The organism is Streptomyces davaonensis JCM 4913 (assembly GCF_000349325.1).
Lineage (GTDB): Bacteria > Actinomycetota > Actinomycetes > Streptomycetales > Streptomycetaceae > Streptomyces > Streptomyces davaonensis.
Map to the genome: position 1 here is coordinate 4,551,737 of NC_020504.1, position 19,845 is coordinate 4,571,581.

At 71.2% G+C, this 19,845-nt stretch carries 21 protein-coding genes; 7 read left to right on the top strand and 14 right to left on the bottom strand.

All coding sequences use genetic code 11. The annotated features are described in order from the left end of the window. Nucleotides 1-19: 19 nt before the first annotated feature. Complete coding sequence (locus BN159_RS19965; RefSeq protein ID WP_015658800.1) at nt 20-1,414, top strand: glutamate decarboxylase; 1,395 nt, start codon at nt 20-22, stop codon at nt 1,412-1,414. 2 nt (nt 1,415-1,416) lie between these two features. On the opposite strand, the gene BN159_RS19970 is transcribed toward BN159_RS19965, so the two are convergent. From BN159_RS19970 to BN159_RS20000, 7 genes are all read right to left on the bottom strand, one after another. Continuing rightward, the gene (locus BN159_RS19970; RefSeq protein WP_157901106.1) at nt 1,417-2,514 is read right to left on the bottom strand and encodes a WD40/YVTN/BNR-like repeat-containing protein; all 1,098 of its coding nucleotides are present in this window, start codon (nt 2,512-2,514) and stop codon (nt 1,417-1,419) included. A 210-nt stretch (nt 2,515-2,724) separates the two neighbouring features. Beyond that, complete coding sequence (locus BN159_RS19975) at nt 2,725-3,486, bottom strand: ABC transporter permease (protein ID WP_015658802.1); 762 nt, start codon at nt 3,484-3,486, stop codon at nt 2,725-2,727. Continuing rightward, nucleotides 3,483-4,433 (bottom strand): daunorubicin resistance protein DrrA family ABC transporter ATP-binding protein, encoded by a 951-nt coding sequence (locus tag BN159_RS19980; protein WP_015658803.1) that lies wholly within the window; start codon nt 4,431-4,433, stop codon nt 3,483-3,485. Before BN159_RS19980 ends, BN159_RS19975 begins: the two co-directional genes overlap by 4 nt. Before the next feature lie 111 nt (nt 4,434-4,544). Further along, nucleotides 4,545-5,186, bottom strand: coding sequence for a PadR family transcriptional regulator (locus tag BN159_RS19985; protein ID WP_015658804.1), 642 nt, complete (start codon nt 5,184-5,186; stop codon nt 4,545-4,547). A gap of 43 nt (nt 5,187-5,229) precedes the next feature. Further along, nucleotides 5,230-5,766 carry a DinB family protein gene (locus BN159_RS19990; protein ID WP_015658805.1) on the bottom strand — a complete coding sequence of 179 codons (537 nt, stop codon included), beginning with the start codon at nt 5,764-5,766 and terminating at the stop codon, nt 5,230-5,232. 103 nt (nt 5,767-5,869) lie between these two features. Further along, nucleotides 5,870-7,330 carry an aldehyde dehydrogenase family protein gene (locus tag BN159_RS19995; RefSeq protein ID WP_015658806.1) on the bottom strand — a complete coding sequence of 487 codons (1,461 nt, stop codon included), beginning with the start codon at nt 7,328-7,330 and terminating at the stop codon, nt 5,870-5,872. 96 nt (nt 7,331-7,426) lie between these two features. Next, nucleotides 7,427-8,251, bottom strand: coding sequence for a helix-turn-helix domain-containing protein (locus BN159_RS20000; RefSeq protein WP_051113655.1), 825 nt, complete (start codon nt 8,249-8,251; stop codon nt 7,427-7,429). Nucleotides 8,252-8,583: 332 nt separating this feature from the next. Here BN159_RS20000 and BN159_RS20005 point away from each other — a divergent pair, with 332 nt between their 5' ends. Beyond that, nucleotides 8,584-9,099, top strand: coding sequence for an ATP-binding protein (locus BN159_RS20005; RefSeq protein ID WP_015658808.1), 516 nt, complete (start codon nt 8,584-8,586; stop codon nt 9,097-9,099). Nucleotides 9,100-9,241: 142 nt separating this feature from the next. On the opposite strand, the gene BN159_RS20010 is transcribed toward BN159_RS20005, so the two are convergent. From BN159_RS20010 to rpmG, 5 genes are all read right to left on the bottom strand, one after another. Further along, a complete protein-coding gene (locus tag BN159_RS20010; RefSeq protein WP_015658809.1) occupies nt 9,242-9,511 on the bottom strand; it encodes a DUF397 domain-containing protein in 270 nt (89 codons plus the stop codon). Between the two features lie 583 nt (nt 9,512-10,094). Next, nucleotides 10,095-10,331 carry a 30S ribosomal protein S18 gene (rpsR, locus tag BN159_RS20015; RefSeq protein WP_015658810.1) on the bottom strand — a complete coding sequence of 79 codons (237 nt, stop codon included), beginning with the start codon at nt 10,329-10,331 and terminating at the stop codon, nt 10,095-10,097. Nucleotides 10,332-10,334: 3 nt separating this feature from the next. Continuing rightward, nucleotides 10,335-11,459: a CobW family GTP-binding protein gene (locus tag BN159_RS20020; protein ID WP_015658811.1), complete on the bottom strand. Its 1,125-nt coding sequence runs from the start codon at nt 11,457-11,459 to the stop codon at nt 10,335-10,337. Further along, complete coding sequence (locus tag BN159_RS20025) at nt 11,459-11,707, bottom strand: type B 50S ribosomal protein L31 (protein ID WP_015658812.1); 249 nt, start codon at nt 11,705-11,707, stop codon at nt 11,459-11,461. Before BN159_RS20025 ends, BN159_RS20020 begins: the two co-directional genes overlap by 1 nt. A gap of 4 nt (nt 11,708-11,711) precedes the next feature. Beyond that, on the bottom strand, nt 11,712-11,876 hold the full coding sequence (rpmG, locus tag BN159_RS20030) for a 50S ribosomal protein L33 (protein ID WP_015658813.1): 165 nt from the start codon (nt 11,874-11,876) through the stop codon (nt 11,712-11,714). Nucleotides 11,877-11,938: 62 nt separating this feature from the next. Here rpmG and rpmB point away from each other — a divergent pair, with 62 nt between their 5' ends. From rpmB to BN159_RS20050, 4 genes are all read left to right on the top strand, one after another. Continuing rightward, nucleotides 11,939-12,175: a 50S ribosomal protein L28 gene (gene rpmB / locus BN159_RS20035; RefSeq protein WP_015658814.1), complete on the top strand. Its 237-nt coding sequence runs from the start codon at nt 11,939-11,941 to the stop codon at nt 12,173-12,175. Further along, nucleotides 12,175-12,480 carry a 30S ribosomal protein S14 gene (rpsN, locus tag BN159_RS20040; protein ID WP_015658815.1) on the top strand — a complete coding sequence of 102 codons (306 nt, stop codon included), beginning with the start codon at nt 12,175-12,177 and terminating at the stop codon, nt 12,478-12,480. The genes rpmB and rpsN overlap by 1 nt, the downstream gene beginning before the upstream one ends. Before the next feature lie 166 nt (nt 12,481-12,646). Continuing rightward, nucleotides 12,647-13,117: a hypothetical protein gene (locus tag BN159_RS20045; RefSeq protein WP_015658816.1), complete on the top strand. Its 471-nt coding sequence runs from the start codon at nt 12,647-12,649 to the stop codon at nt 13,115-13,117. 106 nt (nt 13,118-13,223) lie between these two features. Continuing rightward, the gene (locus BN159_RS20050) at nt 13,224-13,745 is read left to right on the top strand and encodes a DUF4232 domain-containing protein (protein WP_015658817.1); all 522 of its coding nucleotides are present in this window, start codon (nt 13,224-13,226) and stop codon (nt 13,743-13,745) included. A 1-nt stretch (nt 13,746) separates the two neighbouring features. On the opposite strand, the gene BN159_RS20055 is transcribed toward BN159_RS20050, so the two are convergent. Further along, the gene (locus tag BN159_RS20055; protein WP_015658818.1) at nt 13,747-14,916 is read right to left on the bottom strand and encodes a DUF2786 domain-containing protein; all 1,170 of its coding nucleotides are present in this window, start codon (nt 14,914-14,916) and stop codon (nt 13,747-13,749) included. Between the two features lie 29 nt (nt 14,917-14,945). Between BN159_RS20055 and BN159_RS20060 the strand changes: the two genes are divergently transcribed. Next, the gene (locus BN159_RS20060) at nt 14,946-16,628 is read left to right on the top strand and encodes a bifunctional 3'-5' exonuclease/DNA polymerase (RefSeq protein ID WP_015658819.1); all 1,683 of its coding nucleotides are present in this window, start codon (nt 14,946-14,948) and stop codon (nt 16,626-16,628) included. Here the strand turns inward: BN159_RS20060 and BN159_RS20065 are convergent. Then, a complete protein-coding gene (locus BN159_RS20065) occupies nt 16,610-19,648 on the bottom strand; it encodes an AfsR/SARP family transcriptional regulator (RefSeq protein ID WP_015658820.1) in 3,039 nt (1,012 codons plus the stop codon). The two genes, BN159_RS20060 and BN159_RS20065, sit on opposite strands and share 19 nt — an antisense overlap. Nucleotides 19,649-19,845 lie beyond the last annotated feature (197 nt).

The following is a 19,845-nucleotide window of genomic DNA, read 5'->3' on the forward strand; positions in this document are numbered from 1 at the left end:
CACCCGCAAGGAGACCCCGATGGCGCTGCACAAAGGGCCCGAACGGCCCGACGACCGTCCCCTGTCCGTCAACCCCTTCTACGGCGAGGCCAATCCGGTCAGCCGGATGACCGAGGCGCCGCCCCAGCACCGGCTCCCGGACAGCCCGCTGCCGCCGACGACGGCGTACCAGCTCGTCCATGACGAACTGATGCTGGACGGCAACTCCCGGCTGAACCTGGCCACCTTCGTCACCACCTGGATGGAGCCGCAGGCCGGGGTGCTGATGGCGGAGTGCCGGGACAAGAACATGATCGACAAGGACGAGTACCCGCGCACCGCCGAACTGGAGCGACGCTGTGTGGCGATGCTCGCCGACCTGTGGCACGCGCCCGACCCGGCGGCGGCCGTGGGCTGTTCGACCACCGGGTCCAGCGAGGCCTGCATGCTCGCCGGGATGGCGCTCAAGCGCCGCTGGAGCAGCCGGAACACGGGCGGTCGTCCGAACCTGGTCATGGGCGTCAACGTCCAGGTCTGCTGGGACAAGTTCTGCAACTTCTGGGAGGTGGAGCCCCGGCTGGTGCCCATGGAGGGCGACCGCTTCCACCTCGACCCCCAGGCCGCGGCCGAGCTGTGCGACGAGAACACCATCGGCGTCGTGGGCATCCTCGGCTCCACCTTCGACGGGTCCTACGAACCCATCGCCGATCTGTGCGCCGCCCTTGACGCCCTCCAGGAACGCACCGGCCTCGACATCCCGGTCCATGTCGACGGCGCCTCCGGGGCGATGGTCGCGCCCTTCCTCGACGAGGACCTGGCGTGGGACTTCCGCCTCCCGCGCGTGGCGTCCATCAACACTTCCGGGCACAAGTACGGGCTCGTCTACCCGGGCGTCGGCTGGGCGTTGTGGCGGGACAAGGCGGCACTGCCCGAGGAACTGGTGTTCCGCGTGAACTACCTGGGCGGCGACATGCCGACCTTCGCGCTGAACTTCTCCCGGCCCGGCGCCCAGGTCGTCGCGCAGTACTACACCTTCCTGCGGCTGGGCCGGGAGGGCTACCGGGCCGTCCAGCAGACCGCCCGGGACGTCGCGAGCGGACTCGCCGGGCGCATCGAGGCCCTCGGCGACTTCCGACTGCTCACCCGGGGCGACCAGTTGCCGGTCTTCGCCTTCACCACGGCGCCCGATGTGACGGCGTACGACGTCTTCGACGTCTCCCGCAGGCTTCGCGAGCAGGGCTGGCTGGTGCCCGCGTACACCTTCCCGCCGAACCGGGAAGACCTGTCCGTGCTCCGGGTGGTGTGCCGCAACGGCTTCTCCACGGACCTCGCGGCGCTGCTCCTGGAGGACCTCCAGCGGCTGCTGCCGGAACTGCGGCGGCAACCGCATCCCTTGGGGCGTGACGCCGGCCAGGCGACCGCGTTCCATCACTAGGCTCATTCGGCTCGCTCCCCCACCGTGAACCCGTGCCAGCGCACCCCGTCGGCCGAGATGCGGTACTGGCCGTTGCCGTAGCTGTCGGTCCACAGCCAGCCGAGGGGGGTGTGGGTGACGGAGCCTGCGGGGGCGCGGGTGCCGCTGGTGGAGCGGAAGGTGTGGGCGCCGTCGGTGCTGTGCCAGACGCCGGACTCGCCGTACACCGTGACGCGACCGTCGGTGGCCGCGACGAGGTCGCCGAGGATCGACAGGGGTTCGACGCCCTTGCGGTAGGCCCAGACGCGGGTCCAGGTCCGGCCGCCGTCGGTGCTGGTGTGGATCGCGTGCAGGCCGTTCTTCACGCCCTCCTCCTCGGGGAGCTGGCCCGGCTGGGCGGCGAAGAGGCGGTCCGGCCCGGCTTCGACCACGCGAAAACCCCAACTGCCCTTCCCGGGCTCGGTCAGCCGGGTCACCTGCCAGGTGCGGCCCCGGTCCTCGCTCTTCGCCAGCGCCGGGCGTCCGGAGGCGTCCAGGCCGGAGACGAAGAGCGCGTCCCTGGCCACGTCTCCGGCCGGGACGAGGATGCCCTTCAAGGGCGGTTGCCGCTCCAGGACGCGGTGTTCGCCGGTGCCGGGCAGGACCACGAGCAGGCGGTTGCGGGCGCAGTAGCTGAGATCGGGCTCCAGCTTCAGACACTCGTCGGTGAGCAGCGCGCCCTCGGGGACGGTTGCCGTGCGCCCCTTCGGCTCGGTCGAACCACGCGTCCAGGTACGGCCGTTGTCGCGCGTGAACCACGTCCGGGCGGGACGCGTCCACTCCTCGCTCTGGTCGATGATGACGGCGCGGCCAGGCCCGAGCACCGTGAGCCCGACGGTGATGCCGAGGTCGCCGGTGACGTCCGGCAACGGCGACTTGACCGGGCGCCAGCGCCGGGCGCCCTTGTCCAGGACGGCCACGCCCTGCTCGCACCGCGTCTCCGTGCACTGCGCGAGCAGGGCGAAGCCCGAGCCGTCGGCGGCGAAGCCGAGGCTGTGGGACCAGCCGGGGAGGCCAGAAGCGGACGGTATCCGCGGGGGCCGCGCCCCAGCCGTAGAAGTGGCGGTGGACGGCGCAGCCACACTCCCCGCGCGCCCACCCGCCGACCCCGGGTCGCACGCCGCCAACGGCAAGAGCAGAGGCAAAGCAAGGAGCGGGAACAGCAGCGCCCTCGGCAGTCGACATCCCATGGAATCCCCCGATCTGCGGTGATCAGCAGCCGATTGCTACTTCTGATACACCGCGGACCGGGCTCGGGTTCCGCTCCTCGCCCAGCTATTTACCTCGCCCAGCTATTTACCGAGCCGTCCGAACCGCCGCACCGCCAGCGGGAAGAACACCGCCAGCAACACCAGCGGCCACAGGATGGCCGGCCAGATGTGGCCCGGCTCGCCGCCCGGAGTGGCGAACAGGTCCCGTACGGCGGTCGCGGTCTGGGACAGGGGGTTCCACTCGACCACCGTGCCCAGCCAGTCGGGCATCGAGTCGGAGGGGGCGAAGGCGTTGGAGAGGAATCCGACCGGCCAGACCAGGATCTGGACGGCCTGCACCATCTCCGGCTTCCCCGCCACCATCGCGAGATGGATGCCGATCCACAGCATCGCGAACCGGAACAGCAGCAACAGCCCGATCGCGCCCAGGAAGGCACCCAGGGAGCCGTTCGCCCGCCAGCCCAAGGCGCACCCGACGCCGATCATCACCGCCAGGCCGACCGCCGACTGAAGCATGTCGGCCGTCGAACGGCCCACCAGGACCGCCCCGTTGGCCATCGGCATCGAGCGGAAGCGGTCGATGACGCCCTTGTTGAGGTCCTGGGTGACGGCGATCATCGTGCCCTCCAGGCCGAAGGCCATGGTCAGCGCGAGCATGCCGGGCACCAGGTAGTCGATGTAGTCGCCCCGGACGTCCCGGCCGCCGCCGACGAGGTAACCGAACATCACGAGCAGCATGACCGGGAAAACAAGCCCGACGATCAACTGGACCGGCTGCCGCGCCCAGTGGGCGAGTTCGCGCCGGGTCATGGTCCAGGAGTCGGTCAGTGCGTACGTGGTCATACGGCCTCCTTCGTGCGGTCCGCCGTCAGATGCAGGAACACCTCGTCCAGCGTCGGGCGCCGCAGGGCGACGTCCTCCGCCTCGATCCCAGCGCGCTGAAGCGCCTGTACGACCCCGGTGAGCGCCGTCATCCGGTCGGTCACCGGGGCGCTCAGCAGCCGGCGGTCGGTGTCGACGGAGACGCCCGCCGGGTCGAAGGGCAACAGGGCGACGGCTGCGCCCAGTTGACCGGCGTCGCGCAGGACGACGTCGATGCGGTCGCCGCCGAGGTCGGCCTTCAGTTCGTCGGCCGTGCCGTCGGCGATGACACGGCCCGCGTCGACGACCGAGATCCGGTCGGCGAGCTGGTCGGCCTCCTCCAGGTACTGCGTGGTGAGGAGGACCGTCGTACCGCCGCCGACCAGCGAGCGGACCGAGTTCCACACCTCGGCGCGGCCGCGCGGGTCGAGGCCGGTCGTGGGTTCGTCCAGGAACAGCACCTCCGGATCGGTGATCAGGGAGGCCGCGAGGTCAAGGCGGCGCCGCATGCCGCCGCTGTACTGCCGTACCGCCTTGCGGCCGGTGTCGGCGAGACCGAAGCGCTCCAGGAGTTCGTCGGCCCGCACGCGCGCGTGGCGGGCGCCCAGGTGGTACAGGCGGCCGAACATCTCCAGGTTCTGGTGGCCGCCGAGCTCCTCGTCGAGCGCCGCGTGCTGGCCCAGCAGGCCGATGCGGGTGCGCACCGCGCGGGCGTCGGTGACCACGTCGTACCCCGCGACCTCGATCCGCCCCGCGTCGGGCCTCAGCAGGGTGGACAGGACGCGGACCAAGGTGGTCTTGCCCGCGCCGTTCGGCCCGAGCACGCCGTGCACGGTCCCCCGCGCGACGCTCAGGTCGAGCCCGTCCAGTGCCCTCTTCTCGCCGTACTTCTTCTCTGCGCCTTCGACGGTGATCGCCGTATCGGCCACGAACTCTCCCTCGCTAGCCCGTCAGCTCAATAATCAAACTTGACTACTCGATCGAGGGTAATACCCCGGACCTCACTCGTCAAACTTGATTAGCAGAGATCTCCCGGAGATCTAGCCGAGATCTCCGGGATGCCGCTCCCTCGTGGCGTACGGGTTCTCCTCGCCCTCCGCGAGGACACCCACGAACGGCTCACCCTCCCCCGCGAAGGTGTACGCGCCACCCTCGATCCGCTCGATCAGCCCCTGGGTCCACGCGGCCTCGGCGTCGGCCGTGTGGACCCAGAGGTTCATGATCTCGCCGATATGCCCCAGCTGACCTGGGCCTTCCTCGGGGACGTAGTGCTCGGTGACGGCGGAGCGCCACTCCTCGCTGCGCCGGATCCGCTCCTTGAGCAGGGACACGGTCTCGGCGCGCGGCAGGTCGACCATGAAGCCGATGGCCGCCGACTTCACGTCCATCTTCTGGTCGTAGGACACCAGCGCCTCGCGGACCAGCCGGAGGAACTCCTCGGTGCCCTGCTCCGTGATCTCGTACTCGGTGCGGGGCGGGCCCCCGGCCGTGGACGGCGCGATCTCGTGCGCGTGCAGCAGGCCCTGTTTCGCCATCTGCTTCAGGGCGTGGTAGATCGAGCCGGGCTTGGCGTTGGACCACTCGTGCGCGCCCCAGTACTCCAGGTCGTTGCGCACCTGGTAGCCGTGGGCCCGCCCGTGCTGGCGGACCGCGCCGAGCACCAGGAGACGGATCGCTGACATGGGCCCCAGGTTATGACGTCACCCGGAGGCACAGGTCATGGCCTCAGCTTCCGGCGAGCTCGACCAGCTCGAAGGCCGTCCTGCCGTCCAGCGACTCCCGGATGATGTCGGCGTGCCCGGCATGCCGGGCGGTCTCCCGGATCAGGTGCAGCACCAGCCAGCGCAGCGACACCCGGCCCTCCGGCGGGAACCAGGGCTGGTTCGGAAGAGCGAAGGTGTCGTCCAGGCTCGGCGCGGACCGGATGAGCGCCTCGGTGTCGGCGGCGACCTTCTCCCAGTAGGCGAGCTGCGACTCGACGGTCTCGCCCTCGACCAGGACGAAGCACTCGTGCCAGTTCGACTGGTCACGCGCTACGGCCGGCTCCTCGCCCTTGGCTCGCGCGACCCAGCCCTGTTCGACCTCGGCCACATGCTTGACCAGACCGGCCAGGGACAGCTCGCCGGCGCTCGGCCGGGAGGAGGCCTGCTCGCCCGTCAGCCCGAACACGGCACGACGGATGCCGCCGCGCTGTTCCGCGAGGAAGCTCAGCAGCGCTCCGCGCTCGTCGCCCTGCGCCTCTGCGGGAACGTGAGTGACCATGACCGGCCGCCTTTCGTCGGGGTGGCTCCTTGCCTGACACCGACGAAGCTACGGGCCATTGAGGACAGATTCCGTCCTCAATGGCCCGCAGTGAAGAAATACGTCAGAACGGGAATCCGCTGCGCCCGTGCTGCACCGAGATCCACTTCAGCGTGGTGAACGCGTCCAGCATCGTCTCGCCGTTGAGGCGGCCGAGGCCGGAGTGCTTCTCGCCGCCGAAGGGGACGATCGGCTCGTCGTGGACGGTGCCGTCGTTCACGTGGAACATGCCGGTGTCGATCTGCTTGGCGAAGGCCACGCCCCGCTCGATGTCACCGGTGTGGACGGCGCCGCTCAGCCCGTACGGCGTGTCATTGACGAGGCGTACGGCCTCCTCCTCGCCGTCGAACGGGACGAGGAAGACGACGGGCCCGAAGACCTCCTGCCGCAGCAGCGCGGAGTCGGCCGGCACCCCGGTCAGCACGGACGGCTCGACCAGGTTGTCGGTGGTCGCACCGTGCACCAGGGCGGTGGCGCCCTCGGCGACGGCCTGCTCGACGACGCCGGAAATGGCGTCCGCCTGCGAGGAGTTGATGACCGGGCCGATCACGGTCTCCGGGTCGCGCGGGTCGCCCGCCTTGAGCGTCTTGACCTTGGCGACGAACTTCTCGGTGAACTCGTCGGCGACCGACCGGTCGACCAGGACCCGGTTGGCGGCCATGCAGACCTGGCCCTGGTGGACGTACCGGCTGAAGACCGCGGCGTCGACGGCGTAGTCGAGGTCCGCGTCGTCGAGGACCACCAGGGCGCTGTTGCCGCCGAGTTCGAGGACCGAGCGCTTGAAGTGCGAGGCGCAGACGGTGGCGACGTGGCGGCCGACCTTGTCGGAGCCGGTGAAGGAGATGACCTTCGGGATCGGGTGCTCGATGAAGGCGTCGCCGATCTCCGCTATGTCGGTGACGACGACATTGAGCAGTCCGGCGGGCAGGCCCGCGTCCTCGAAGAGCTTGGCGACCAGGGTGCCGCCGACGATCGGCGTGTTCTGGTGCGGCTTGAGGACCACACCGTTGCCGAGCGCGAGGGCCGGGGCGACCGACTTCAGCGACAGCAGGAAGGGGAAGTTGAAGGGGCTGATCACACCGACCACGCCGACCGGGACGCGGTAGACGCGGTTCTCCTTGCCGTCCACCGGCGAGGGGATGATCCGACCCTCGGGGCGCAGTGCGAGATGGATCGCCTCGCGCAGGAACTCCTTGGCGAGGTGGAGTTCGAAGCCCGCCTTCAGACGCGTGCCGCCCAGCTCGGCGATGATCATCTCACTGATCTCCGCCTCGCGGTCCTCGATCAGCCTGAGGGCCTTCTCGAAAACGGCGCGCCGCGCGTAGGCGTTGGTCGCCGCCCATTCCTTCTGGGCCCGGGCGGCAGCCTGGTAGGCCTGATCCACCTCGTCGACCGTGGCTATGGTGATCGAGGCGAGCTTCTCACCGTCGTACGGGTTGAAGTCGATGATGTCCCAGGAGCCAGTGCCCGGGCGCCACTCGCCGTCGATGTACTGCTGGGCCAGGTCGGTGAAGTAGGACGACATGTGATCCCTCGAATCCCCTTAGCGGACATCCCTGCGGACACCTGATCAGTTTCTGATCGTCTCCACGGTCTGATCACACGTCATCGTACTTGTGTTTCAAGACAGTTGAAGGAGTCCTCGAAGAAGGTCGCGGCTCTCGTCGGGGCCGGGGCTGTCGTGCTGGAGTTCCTTCAGCGCCTTCTCGTACTGGGTGACGTCCTCGTGCTTGTCCAGATACAGCGCACTGGTGAGCTGCTCCAGATAGACCACGTCCGACAGATCCGACTCGGGGAAGCTGAGGATGGTGAAGGCGCCGGACTCGCCGGAGTGCCCGCCGAAGCCGAACGGCATGATCTGGAGCCGCACATTGGGGCGTTCGGAGATGTCGATCAGATGCTGGAGCTGACCGCGCATCACCTCACGGTCGCCGTAGGGGCGGCGCAGGGCGGCCTCGTCGAGGACGATGTGGAACTCCGGGGCGTTCTCGCCCACGAGGTACTTCTGCCGCTCCAGACGCAGCGCCACCCGCCGCTCGACGTCGGCCTCACTCGCGCCCTTCATCCCGCGCCGGACGACCGCGCGGGCGTAGGCCTCGGTCTGGAGCAGACCGTGCACGAACTGCACCTCGTACGCCCGGATCAGCGCGGCGGCGCCCTCCAGGCCGACGTAGGTGGGGAACCAGCTGGGCAGCACGTCGGAGTAACTGTGCCACCAGCCCGCGACGTTGGCCTCCTTGGCGAGGGAGAGCAGGGAGTTGCGCTCCACCTCGTCGGTGATGCCGTACAGCGTCAACAGGTCTTCTACGTCCCTGGTCTTGAAGCTCACCCGGCCCAACTCCATCCGGCTGATCTTCGACTCGGACGCGCGGATCGAGTAACCCGCGGCCTCACGCGTGATCCCGCGTGCCTCACGCAGTCGCCTGAGTTGCGAGCCGAGCAGCATGCGCCGCACCACCGATCCGGGCTCTCCCGCGCTCACGTTCGCCAGCCTCCCCAACCTCTTCAGGGCCCGAAGTCTGCCACTAAAACACTCCGAGCTGTACTCGTCCGATTACGCAGACGGAAAGAAGCCAAAGATTTCCTTCAGGAAGGAGCGAGCAGAACACAAGCGGGGAGCGCAAAGATGGCGGAAAAAATGGCCAACAAGCGGTACGGGAGGGTCCAATTCGGTCACGTGCACGTGCATCTGCCCTTGCATCTGCTGTACGCATCCGAAACCATGGTCCCGCGCAACCGCTGCATCGCAACGACCGCGAATTCCCGGGAGTGCCTCGCATGGGGACGAATGGATCGACCATGCTCGAGCCGTTACGGCAGGGCCTTCCGCCGCTGGATCCCGCGGCCGTGTCCAACGCCGCCTCCTGCGCACTCCCCGCCCGCTACGAAGCGGTGCGCGAGGCACGCCAGTTCACCCGCAGAACACTCGACCAGTGGGACATAGGCGAGCGCTTCGACGATGTGTGCCTGGTGGTGTCCGAACTCGTCACCAACGCCCTGCGCCACGCCCTTCCGGCCGGCCACGCGCGTGTGCCCGAGCAGACACCCCCGGTACGGCTGCATCTGATGCGGTGGACCGAGCGGTTGGTGTGCGCGGTGCGCGACCCCAGTCACGACAGCCCGGTGGCGCGCGACTCGGACGACTTCTCGGCGGAGTCCGGGCGCGGGCTGTTCCTGGTGGACTCCTTCGCGGACGGCTGGGGCTGGCATCCGCTGGCCGGCACGCTCAACGGCAAGGTGGTCTGGGCGCTGTTCCGGCTGCCGCACAAGCCGCAGCCCGGCTCCGCCGAGTGAAGAACCACGGCGCTTTGCGGCGCCGTGGTTCTACGCGCGTAACCGACCGGTCACGGCGTGTATCGATCGCTGACTGACCGTTGATTGCCCACCGATTGCCCGCTGATTGCCCTAAATGTTCTGCGAGTTGCCCGCTCGGGCATCAGCCCGCTATCAAGTGGTCGAACTCGCCGTCCTTGATGCCCAGGAGCATCGCCTCGATCTCGGCGCGGGTGTAGACGAGCGCCGGACCGTCCGGGAAACGCGAATTGCGTACGGCGACGTCACCACCGGGAAGCCTGGCGAACTCCACGCATGAGCCCTGCGAGTTGCTGTGCCGGCTCTTCTGCCAGGCGACACCGCTGAGCTGGGTCGCGGCCATGCCGTTGTACACGCCGGACGCGTCGTCAACGTCGTACACGTCGTGGTCCACAGGTCGCTCCCAGGTGGTGCACTGGCTGGTGAGGCCATTGATGCATTGGTCAACTGACCCGGATCATAGCCCTGTTCATGTGCAGACGCATGGGAGGATGCACGGGCAGATGCACGTGCACGCGGGGTGTTCCTGCGGTTACAGGTCCCACGCCTTCCTCATCCATGATCTTCCACGCCATGAACTGAGCCGGATCGTCCGGATCGAATCCCTCGCGTATGTAAGAACAGACGCATGCGACGCCGTTCCTGTTCCAATGTGCGTGCGTTGTTCGGCCGGTGGGATCGCCCGGAATGGCGTCGTCCCAGTGGACGCCCGGCATCCGCTCTTTGCCGTGGGAGAAGTCGGCAGGAAGCGCGGTACTGAGGCCGTGCGGCGGGCGACGGGGGTGACGCCGGGGTCGTCACCGGGTGCGGTGCCCAGATGGGGTCATGGTCGGACCGGAGGGTGGGCGGGACGCCGGGCTCGTGCAGACGCACGTGCCGGAACCACTCGTACGGATGAATGTGGTGCCGTACCTCGAACAGGCGAGTGGGTTCCGGGCACTGGGTGCGGTGTCGGCCAGTGGGCGGTGCTTTTCGGCTCAGCGGGTCGCGTACGGCAGCAGGGCCATCTCGCGCGCGTTCTTGACGGCCCGGGCCAGTTGGCGCTGCTGCTGGGCGGAGATGCGGGTCACCCGGCGGCTGCGGATCTTGCCGCGGTCGGAGATGAACTTCCGCAGCAGTTCGGTGTCCTTGTAGTCGATGTACTCGATTCCGGCTCGGTCCAGCGGGTTGGGCCGATTCTTTGCGGGCTTGCCGCGGTCGGGCTTGCGGGGCATGGGTCAGACCTCCAGGAGGGTGTCGAAGGCGGGCGGGAGTCGCTTCCAGGCGGCGCGGCCCGCGGCGTACTCGGCATCGGTCAACAGGCAGGACTCCAGCAGCCGTTCGAGGCCGTCGCGGTCCAGTCCTGGCGAGGTGAAGACGAGATGCTGGCAGCAGTCGCCGTGCTCGGGGTGCCAGTCCAGCGCGGCCGCCGCCCGGCGCACCGGCGGAACCAGCTCCCAGGCCGCGTCGGGGAGCGAGGCCAGCCAGGGGCCCGCGCTCTCCACGCACAGGGCGCCGCCCGCCGCGTCCCAGTGCAGCAGGGCGTCCGGCTTGTCCGCCAGCCAGAAGCGGCCCCGGCTGCGAGCGGCGGCGCAGGTCAGGTCCTCCAGGGCCGCGTACAGCCGCTCCGGGTGGAAGGGGCGGCGGCGGTGCCAGACGAGCGTGGAGACGCCGTGCGCGTCCGCCTCGGCGGGCAGCAGCGCGCACGCCGGGTGCTGGGCGGCCGCGGCGGCCTCGACGTCGAATCCGGCGCGTACGGCGCCCGCCAGGTCGCCGTGGCCGATCAGCACCTGGCGGGCCGTCGGGTGCAGCTGCGCGAGCAGTTCGCGGTCCTCGTCGTCCGCATCCGCCGACTCCGCGAGGGCCAGCACGGGCGCGTACTCCAGCTGGCGCGCGAAGGTGTCGGCGACCGTGCGCTGATCGGTGGGAGCCGCCGCCAGGCCCCGCTCGGCCAGGTCGTCGCCGTTGCCGAGGTAGGGCAGCAGCAGTGCCGGGTCGACGGCGGTGACCACGCCGGTCAGGTCGAGGCCGCCGGAGGTGATCACCTCCGCCATCGCCTTGGGCTCGACGGAGTCCCACAGCTCGACGACGGCGAGCGGCGTGCCGCCCGCCTCCTCGATGCGCTTCAGCTCCGGCACCAGGTCCTCGCGCAGGGCGCAGCAGGCGCAGTCGTTGACGAGGGGCGTCTCGGCGGCGGAGCGCGTGCCATGGGCGTCGCGGATCGTCCGTACGACGGTGCCGGCGACGGCCGTGGCGAGGTCGTGGTGGAGCACGACGCTGCCGGGCACCTCCACGAGCAGCCGGTCCACGGCGGCCCTGCGGGCGTCGGCGTGCAGTCCGCCGACGATCACGACGGGGAGCATCAGCCCTGCCTTCCGTACCGGCGCTCGAAGCGCTCGACGCGTCCGGCGGTGTCCAGCACGCGCGCGGTGCCGGTGTAGAAGGGGTGGCTGACGTCGGAGATCTCGACGTCCACGACCGGGTAGGTGCGGCCGTCCTCCCACTCGATCGTCTTCTCACTGGTCATCGTCGAGCGGGTGAGAAAGGCGTGGCCGGCGGCCCGGTCACGGAAGACGACGGGGCCGTAGGCGGGGTGGATTCCCTTGCGCACGGCGTCAGCGCTCCTCTCGGAAGTCGACGTGGCGGCCGGCGACCGGGTCGTACTTGCGCAGGGTCATACGGTCCGGGTCGTTGCGGCGGTTCTTGCGGGTGACGTAGGTGAAGCCGGTCCCCGCGGTGGAGCGGAGTTTGATGACCGGGCGGAGTTCGTTGCGAGCCATACTGGTACCTTACTGAAAATGAATTCCATTTACACACTCGCTTCGAGAGAGGTGCGTCACCTGTGTCCGCCCACTGCATGCTGACCGGCGCCACGCCCGGCTTCGGCAACCGGATCTCCCACTCCCATCGGCGGACCTCCCGCCGCTTCGACCCCAACATCCAGGCCAAGCGCTACTGGCTGCCGAGCGAGAGCAGGTATGTGCGGCTCCGGCTGAGCGCCAAGGGCATCAAGACCGTCGACGCGATCGGCGTCGAGGCCGCCGTGGCGCGTATCCGCGCGCGTGGGGTGCGTGTCTGATGGCCAAGAAGAGCAAGATCGCCAAGAACGGGCGACGGCAGGCGGTGGTCGCGCAGTACGCCCGGCGGCGGGCCGAGCTGAAGGAGATCATCCGGCGGCCGTCGTCGACGGAGGCCGAACGGCTGGCCGCCCAGCGGGAGCTGCGTCGCCAGCCGCGCGACGCGAGCGCCACGCGCGTGCGCAACCGGGACCAGGTGGACGGGCGCCCGCGCGGGTACTTCCGGGCGTTCGGGCTGTCCCGGGTGTCGCTGCGGGAACAGGCGCACGCGGGGTACCTGCCAGGGGTGCGCAAGTCGTCCTGGTAGCCGGGGTTCGGCAGGGGCCGCTCACCTCCCGCCGGGCGCCTCTCGGCGGGAGCCGTTCTGATCCTGGTTACGTGCTGGTAGCTTGCTGCGGTCTTGTCGTCCAACCGGCTCATCCTGGGGGCTTGCAGTGACTTCGGCGACGTACGCGCGCGTGGCGCGCAGGCGGATGCGGATCGCGGCCGCGGCCGCGGGGCTGGCCGGTGTGCTCGCGCTGAGCGGGTGCAGCGACGACTCCTCCGACGAGGGCTCGCCCAGCGCGAGCGCGACACCGTCCACCACGGAGACCGCCGACACCGGCGGGGGCAGCGGGGACGACGGGGGTACGGCCGCCCCCGCCGGCGAGTTGGAGGGCAGCTGGCTCGCCACGACCGACGGCAAGGCGGTGGCGCTGGTCGTCACCGGCAGCCAGGCGGGGCTGTTCGCGACCGGCGGGACCGTGTGCAGCGGTACGGCCGGCGAGACGATTCGCCTGAAGTGCACGGACGGCAGCGAGGACCGGGCGACGGGCACGGTGGACTCCGTCGACAAGGACACGCTCAAGGTGACCTGGGACGGCGAACTGGGCGCCGAGACGTACCGGAAGGCCGAGGGCGCGACGCTGCCGACCGGGCTGCCCACGGAGGGCCTGGGGTCCTGAACCGCCACCGGCTGCATGGGGGGCGCGGCAACCGGATCACAGCCGTATGCGTGATGATCGATGCACGCGATCCGTCACGCATCACGCACGTCTCAGAGGACACCACATGCGCGCCACCGCCCTCCCCCTCGCCGCACTCGCCGCGGCGCTTCTGCTGACCTCCTGCGGCGACGGGGGAGACGGTGACGGCGGCGCGGACGAGAAGCCGGGCGGGGGCGCCACGGCCGCCTGCGCGATCGGTGACCTGGAGGTGCAGGTCGGTCCCGCCAACGCCGCCCCGGCCGCCGGGGACACCGGCAACGTGCCCGTCACGCTCACCAACAACGACGCCGACTGCACCCTGGAGGGCCTGCCCTCGCTGACCCTGACGGCGGGCGACACCTCGGCGGAGGTCGCCCCGGACGCGGCGGCGACCGGGGAGAAGCGGACGCTCGCCAAGGGAGGCACGGTGTCCGTCATCGTCACCTATGTGCGCGGTGGCGGGGACGGCAGCCTCGCCGCGAAGACGGCCGAGTTCAAGCTGCCCGGTGCGGACACGGCACACAGCTTCCCTTGGTCGTACGGCGACGTCGCCCTCAAGGGAGAGCAGCCGGACGCCACGGTGAGCGGGTTCCAGCAGGGCGACTGAGTCAGCCCCGCTCGACCGGGCGGCGGGCTCTCACCTGGGCCTGGTCGGCGGCTTCGGCGCCCTCGGTCCAGCCTGCCGCGTCGGTGACGCCACGCAGGCGGGACGTGGTGGTCTCGGGGAACATCCGGTCGAGCCGGGCGGTCACCGCGACCTCCCGGGAGGCCAGGACCGGCAGCAGGTCGTCGCTGACCTGGGTTTCGGCGGCCCGCGTGAGGCGGGTGCCGATGCGGTGGGCGTAGGCGGCGAGGAAGGACTGCCGGAAGGTCTTGGTCCGCTTGCGACCGCCCGCCCGCTGGGCCGCCTCCGCCTTCGTCAGCGCCGTCTGGGCCTGGACGAGGAGCGAGGTGTGGAGCAACTCGACCACCTCCAGATCGGCCTCGAAGCCGACCACGGTGGAGAAGCCGAGGGGTTCGTTCCACACCGCGCGGCAGTGGTTCGCGGCGGCCACCGCGTCCAGCAGGACCGCCTTGGCCTGCTCGTACGGCGCCTCGACACCGATCCGGCAGGCGCCGGGGGTGTCGGGCGCGGGCGCCTGGGCCGACAGCAGCGCCTCGTCCACGCTGTGCCGCGCCATCAACTCCTGCGCTTTGGCGGTCAACGCCTCCGCCTCCTCCGGGAACCCCGTGCCCTCCGCCTTGGCGAGCAGCGCACGGATCCGGGTCAGCATGCGGGACTCGGGCCTGCGGGAGCGCTGAGGCTCGTCGAGGGGCTCCAGGGGCGGCAGTCGCAGCAGCAGGCGGTACAGCTCCAGGACGGCTGTCGCGTGCGAGAAACGGTCGCCCACGCGCGCGGGCGCCGCATCCAGCTCATCGAGCTGCGCACGCCACCGCGGACCGCGCGGGATGTCGTCCGGCGCCTGCGCGTGGACAAGCGCGGCCAGCAGTCGCAGATGTACGTCGTCCAGCTCACGGCGGACCATCCGCGCGACGTCCGCGGGCTGCCAGCCCCGCCGCCAGGCCGCCGCGACGAACTCCGTTCCCCGACGCTCCAGTTCCCCGTCCGCGTCCGGATCCGCGGCGAGAAGGGAGGCACCGGTGTCCAGAGCCGTGTCGGAGGCGGTGTGGAGGGCGGCCTGAAAGGCGAGATCGACGGTACGGGGCTTGCTGCTCACGTGAGGATCGTGCCATGGGGCCCGGACGGGGTCGTTGCCCGATCCGTCGCGAGGGGCCATTGTCAGACCCCCCTGTCACACTCGCGAGCATGACCGACCGGTGGGCTCTCGCGCCGGCCGAGGACGGTGGCGTGGAGGTGGCCCCCCTCGGCCCGGACGGGCTGCCCGTCGGATCGGTCGTGCGGGAACCGGATCTTGCCGCTGCGGTGCGCGGCAGGCCGGAGGTCGCGCGCTGGGTCTGGCGTTCCACCGCCGAGGTCTACCCGCGTCTGCTCGCCACGGGGGTGCGAGTGGAGCGGTGCTACGACATCGAGGACGCCGAGACCCTCCTGCTCGGCCACGAGGGGCGGTACGGCGAACCCCGTTCCGCGGCAGCCGCCCTGGCCCGGCTGCGCGGCGGCCCCGTACCGCCCGACCCGCCCCAGCGGGCGGCCGAACCGGGGGCGCAGTCCTCACTGTTCGAGCCGCAGGCCGTCCATCTTCCGCTGGCCGACCTCCTGGAGGTCTACGCCGAGCAGCAGCGGCGGCACGACAAGGCGGGGCACCCGGAGCGGATGCGGCTGCTGACGGCCGCCGAGTCGGCGGGGATGCTGGTCGCCGCCGAGATGAACCAGGCCGGGCTGCCGTGGAGCGCCGACGTGCACCGGCAGGTGCTGCACGAACTGCTCGGCGAGCGGTACGCGGGCGGTGGCGAGCCGCGTCGCCTCGCCCAGCTGGCCGACGAGGTGTCCGCCGCCTTCGGCCACCGGGTCCGGCCCGATCTGCCCGCCGATGTCGTCAAGGCCTTCGCGCGGGCGGGCATCAAGGTCAAGTCGACCCGGCGCTGGGAGATCGAGTCCGTCGACCATCCGGCCGTGGCGCCGCTGATCGAGTACAAGAAGCTGTACCGGATCTGGGTGGCCCATGGCTGGTCCTGGCTCCAGGACTGGGTGCGCGAGGGGCGGTTCCGGCCGGAGTTCCTCGCGGGCGGCACCGTCACCGGCCGCTGGGTGACCAACGGCGGGGGCGGACTCCAGATCCCCAAGGTGATCCGGCGGGCGGTCGTCGCCGACCCCGGCTGGCGGCTCGTCGTCGCCGACGCCGACCAGATGGAGCCGCGGGTGCTCGCCGCCATCTCCCGCGACCCCGGTCTGATGGAGGTGGCTGGCCGCGAGAGCGACCTGTACCAGTCGGTGTCGGACCGGGCCTTCTCCGGCGACCGCGACCAGGCCAAGCTCGCGGTGCTCGGCGCGGTCTACGGCCAGACCTCCGGCGACGGCCTGAAGAACCTCGCCGCGCTCAGGCGCCGCTTCCCGCAGGCCGTGTCCTACGTCGACGAGGCGGCACGGGCCGGCGAGGAGGGGCGGCTGGTGCGCACCTGGCTGGGCCGCACCTGCCCGCCCGCGGCGGGTGGGGGTGAGGCGGAGGAGGCGGGCATCCCCATGGGCGAGGACGACTCCGACGACCGTCAGCAGTGGACTCCGGGGTACGCCTCCACCGACGCCCGCGCGCGGGGCCGCTTCGCCCGTAACTTCGTCGTCCAGGGCAGCGCGGCCGACTGGGCGCTGCTGCTGCTCGCCGCCCTGCGCCAGTCCTGCGCGGACCTGGCGGCCGAGCTGGTCTTCTTCCAGCACGACGAGGTCATCGTGCACTGTCCCGAGGAGGAGGCGGAGACGGTCGTCGCGGCGATCCGGGAGGCGGCGGAGCTGGCGGGACGGCTGACGTTCGGGGAGACGCCGGTGCGGTTTCCGTTCACCACGGCGGTGGTGGAGTGCTACGCGGAGGCGAAATGAGTGGGGGATGGCGGGCGGCCGTCGTCCGCCAGCAGCGTCATCAGTTCGGCGACGACCGCCTTCTCGTCCGTGCCGGTCAGGGCGTCGAGGGCCGCCCGCCAGGAGGTGCGGGCCTCCTCGGTCCGGCCCGACCCGCTGAGCAGGAGTCCGTGCTGGTGGCGGGCGAGGCCGCCGATGTAGCGGTCGGCTCGGGCGTCGGCGCGGCGCAGCAGTTCGGCGCACTCCTGGTCGGCCCGTTCGGCGCGGCCGGACAGCCGCAGCGAGCGGACCAGGCCGAGCCGGGTCTGCGACTCGCCGTGCCAGTCGCCCTGGTCGACAAGATCCCGCAGGCTCTCCTCGAAGTGCCGGGCCGCCGCGGCCGGTTCACCGAGGGTGAGATGGGCGTAGCCGATGTTGCAGCGCGCGTAGAGCTGGATGAGGACGTTGCCGATCATCTCCCCGATCGCCAGCGAGAGACGGTGCTGCTCGATGGCGGCGCGGGGGTCGGTGTGCTCGAAGAGGTTGCCGAGGTGCTGGTGGGTCACGGCCTCGCCGTAGGGATCGTTCAACTGCCGCGAATAGGCGAGGCTCTGGCGTAGCGCGCGCCCCGACTCCTCGTAGCGGCCGAGTCCTTCGAGCAGCAGGCCCCGGTTGTTGAGGCTGCGGCGCATCCAGGACAGGACGCCGAGCCGCTCCCAGATGGTCAGGGCCTCGTCGTTGAGGGTGAGGGCCTCGGTGTGGCGGCCCGCCAGGAAGTGCACCCCGGCCAGGTCACCGAGGGCGTACGCCTCGGCCGCCTCGTCCCCGAGCCGCCGGGCGACCCGGAGCGCGGCCCGCCCGAGGACCTCCATCTCGGCGACCCGGCCGCTGCGTTGGACGTACGGGAAGAGCAGCCGCAGCAGCGTGCACAGGCGGGCGGCGATGCGGTGGTCGGAGGCGTCGGCGTACCGCTCGGCGAGCGCGGCGATGTTCTCCAGCTCCGCGTCGCCCCAGGCGAAGGCGGCCTCGGGGCCGTCGAAGGGGTGGGTGTCGGCGACGTGGGCCGCGTGCTCGGACGGCTGGCAGGACGTGGGGCGGCGCCGGTCGTCCTGGTCGAGGCCGGGTTCGACGATGGCGGTGAGGGTGCGTTCGGCGAGGGCGGCGTACCAGCTCAGGGCGGACTCGGCGACGGCGGTGCCGCCCGCCGTTCCGGCCAGCTCGCGGGCGAAGTCGCGGACCAGGTCATGGGGCACGTAGCGGCCGAGGGCGGTCTCCTCAAGGAGGGCCACGTCGACGAGCCGGTCGAGGGCGTCCTCGGCGCGCCGGACTCCCGTGCCGCTGAGGCGGGCCAGCAGGGGTGCGCCGTACTCGGGCAGGTCGAGGGCGCCGATCCGGCGCAGCACGAGGGCCGCGTCCCGGTCGGCCTCGCGATCGGAGGCGGCGAGCGCGTCGTGCGCCACGGCGAGGGAGCGGCGGACGCTGAGGTCGTCGTACTCCAGGTGGTGCAACCGGCGGTCGGTCGCGGTCAGTTGACCGGCCAGCACGTCCGGGGTGAGGGCCCGGCGCGCGGCGAGCCGGGCGGCGACGACCCGCAGGGCCAGCGGGAGGCGGCCGGTCAGTTCCACGAGGGGGTGGCCGGCGTCGATCCCGTCGTCCCGTCCGGACACCGCCCGCAGCAGCGCGGCACTGTCCTCGTCGGACAGCGGCGCGAGCGGGAAACGCCGGACGCCGTCGAGGGCGGCGAGTGACGAACGGCTGGTGATGATCACGGCGCAGCCGGGGCCCGCGGGCAGCAGCGACCGTACCTGCGCGGCGTTCGCGGCGTCGTCCAGGACCAGGAGGGTGCGGGTGGGCGCGAGCATCGACCGCAGCAACGCCGCTGCCGCGTCCGGGTGTTCGGGGACGGCACGGGGGTCGGCACCGACGTCCCGCAGCAGGGCGGCGAGGGCCTGCGCGGAGGTGAGGGGGAGCATGCCCGGGGTGGCGCCGTGCAGGTTGACGTAGAGCTGACCGTCGGGGAAGCGGTCGGTGAGGGCGTGGGCGACGTGGAGGGCGAGGGCGCTCTTTCCGATACCGGCCATGCCGGTCAGGACGGCGACGGTGGGGCCGGGGGTGGTGAGGGTGCGGTGGAGGGTTTCGGTGAGCGGGGCTCGGCCGGTGAAGTGGGCCGGAGGTGGGGGGAGTTGGGCGGGGCGGGGTGGGGAAGCCTGGGGGGTGGTTGTCGGGGCGGGTGTGGCCGGGGCCGGGCGATCGCCGCCCGCACCGCTCTTGTCGTCCCCCGTCGCCTCCCCTCCCCCACGGAGCACCTCCAGGTGTGCCCCGCGCACGGCAGGCCCCGGCTCCACGCCGAGTTCCTCCAACAGCCGGTGTCTCAGATCGCGGTGGACGGCGAGGGCCTCGGCCTGGCGGCCGCTGCGGTGCAGGGCGAGCATGAGCTGGCGGTGGTAGGCCTCGCGCAAGGGGTGCTCGGCGGCGAGGGCGGCCAACTCGGGCAGGAGAGCGTCGAGTCGGCCGTCGGCGACGGCCAACTCTGCGTCGTAGCGCCACTCCAGGAGCAGCAGTCGCGCTTCTTTCAGGCGCTGGACGAGGGCGTAGCCGCCCAGTTCGGCGGGGAGTCCGCTGAGGGGCGTGCCGCGCCAGAGGGCGAGGGCGGCGGCGCATTCGCCGAGGGTGCGGCACCAGTCCCGGTCGGCGTGGGCGGCGCGCGCGGCGGCGGTGTGGGCGTCGAAGGCGTGAATGTCGAGTTCGCCGTCGTCGACGCGGAGGAGGTAGCCGGGGGACACGGCCCGCAGCCGGGAAGGGTCGTCGAGGAGTCGGCGGAGCCGGGTGACGTGGTTGTGGAGGGAGGCGTGGGCGGAGGCGGGCGGGGCGCCGCCCCAGAGCGCGTCCTTGAGCGCCTCGACGGAGACGGTACGGCCGGCTTCGAGCAGCAGGGCGGCGAGGAGCAGGCGCACCTTGGGGCTGCCCACGGGACGGACGACGGTGCCGTCACTGCCGCAGTCGTAGAGAATCGGCGGTCCCAGCAGGCCGAACCGCAGCTCGCACCGCTTCACGCCGCCCACTGCCTTCCCGCGCACAGGTCCGTGCGCGCACCCTGGCGCAACTCGGCCGTCGCTGGCGGAATACCGCCGGTCGACGACGGGATTCCGCCACCTGTTCCCGACGGGCTGCCCGCCGGGATCCGCTACTGTTCCGGCCACCCGGCAAGATCGCCTCGACGACTTCACGCCAATCGGCCGACGACGGTCCGGAGAACCGT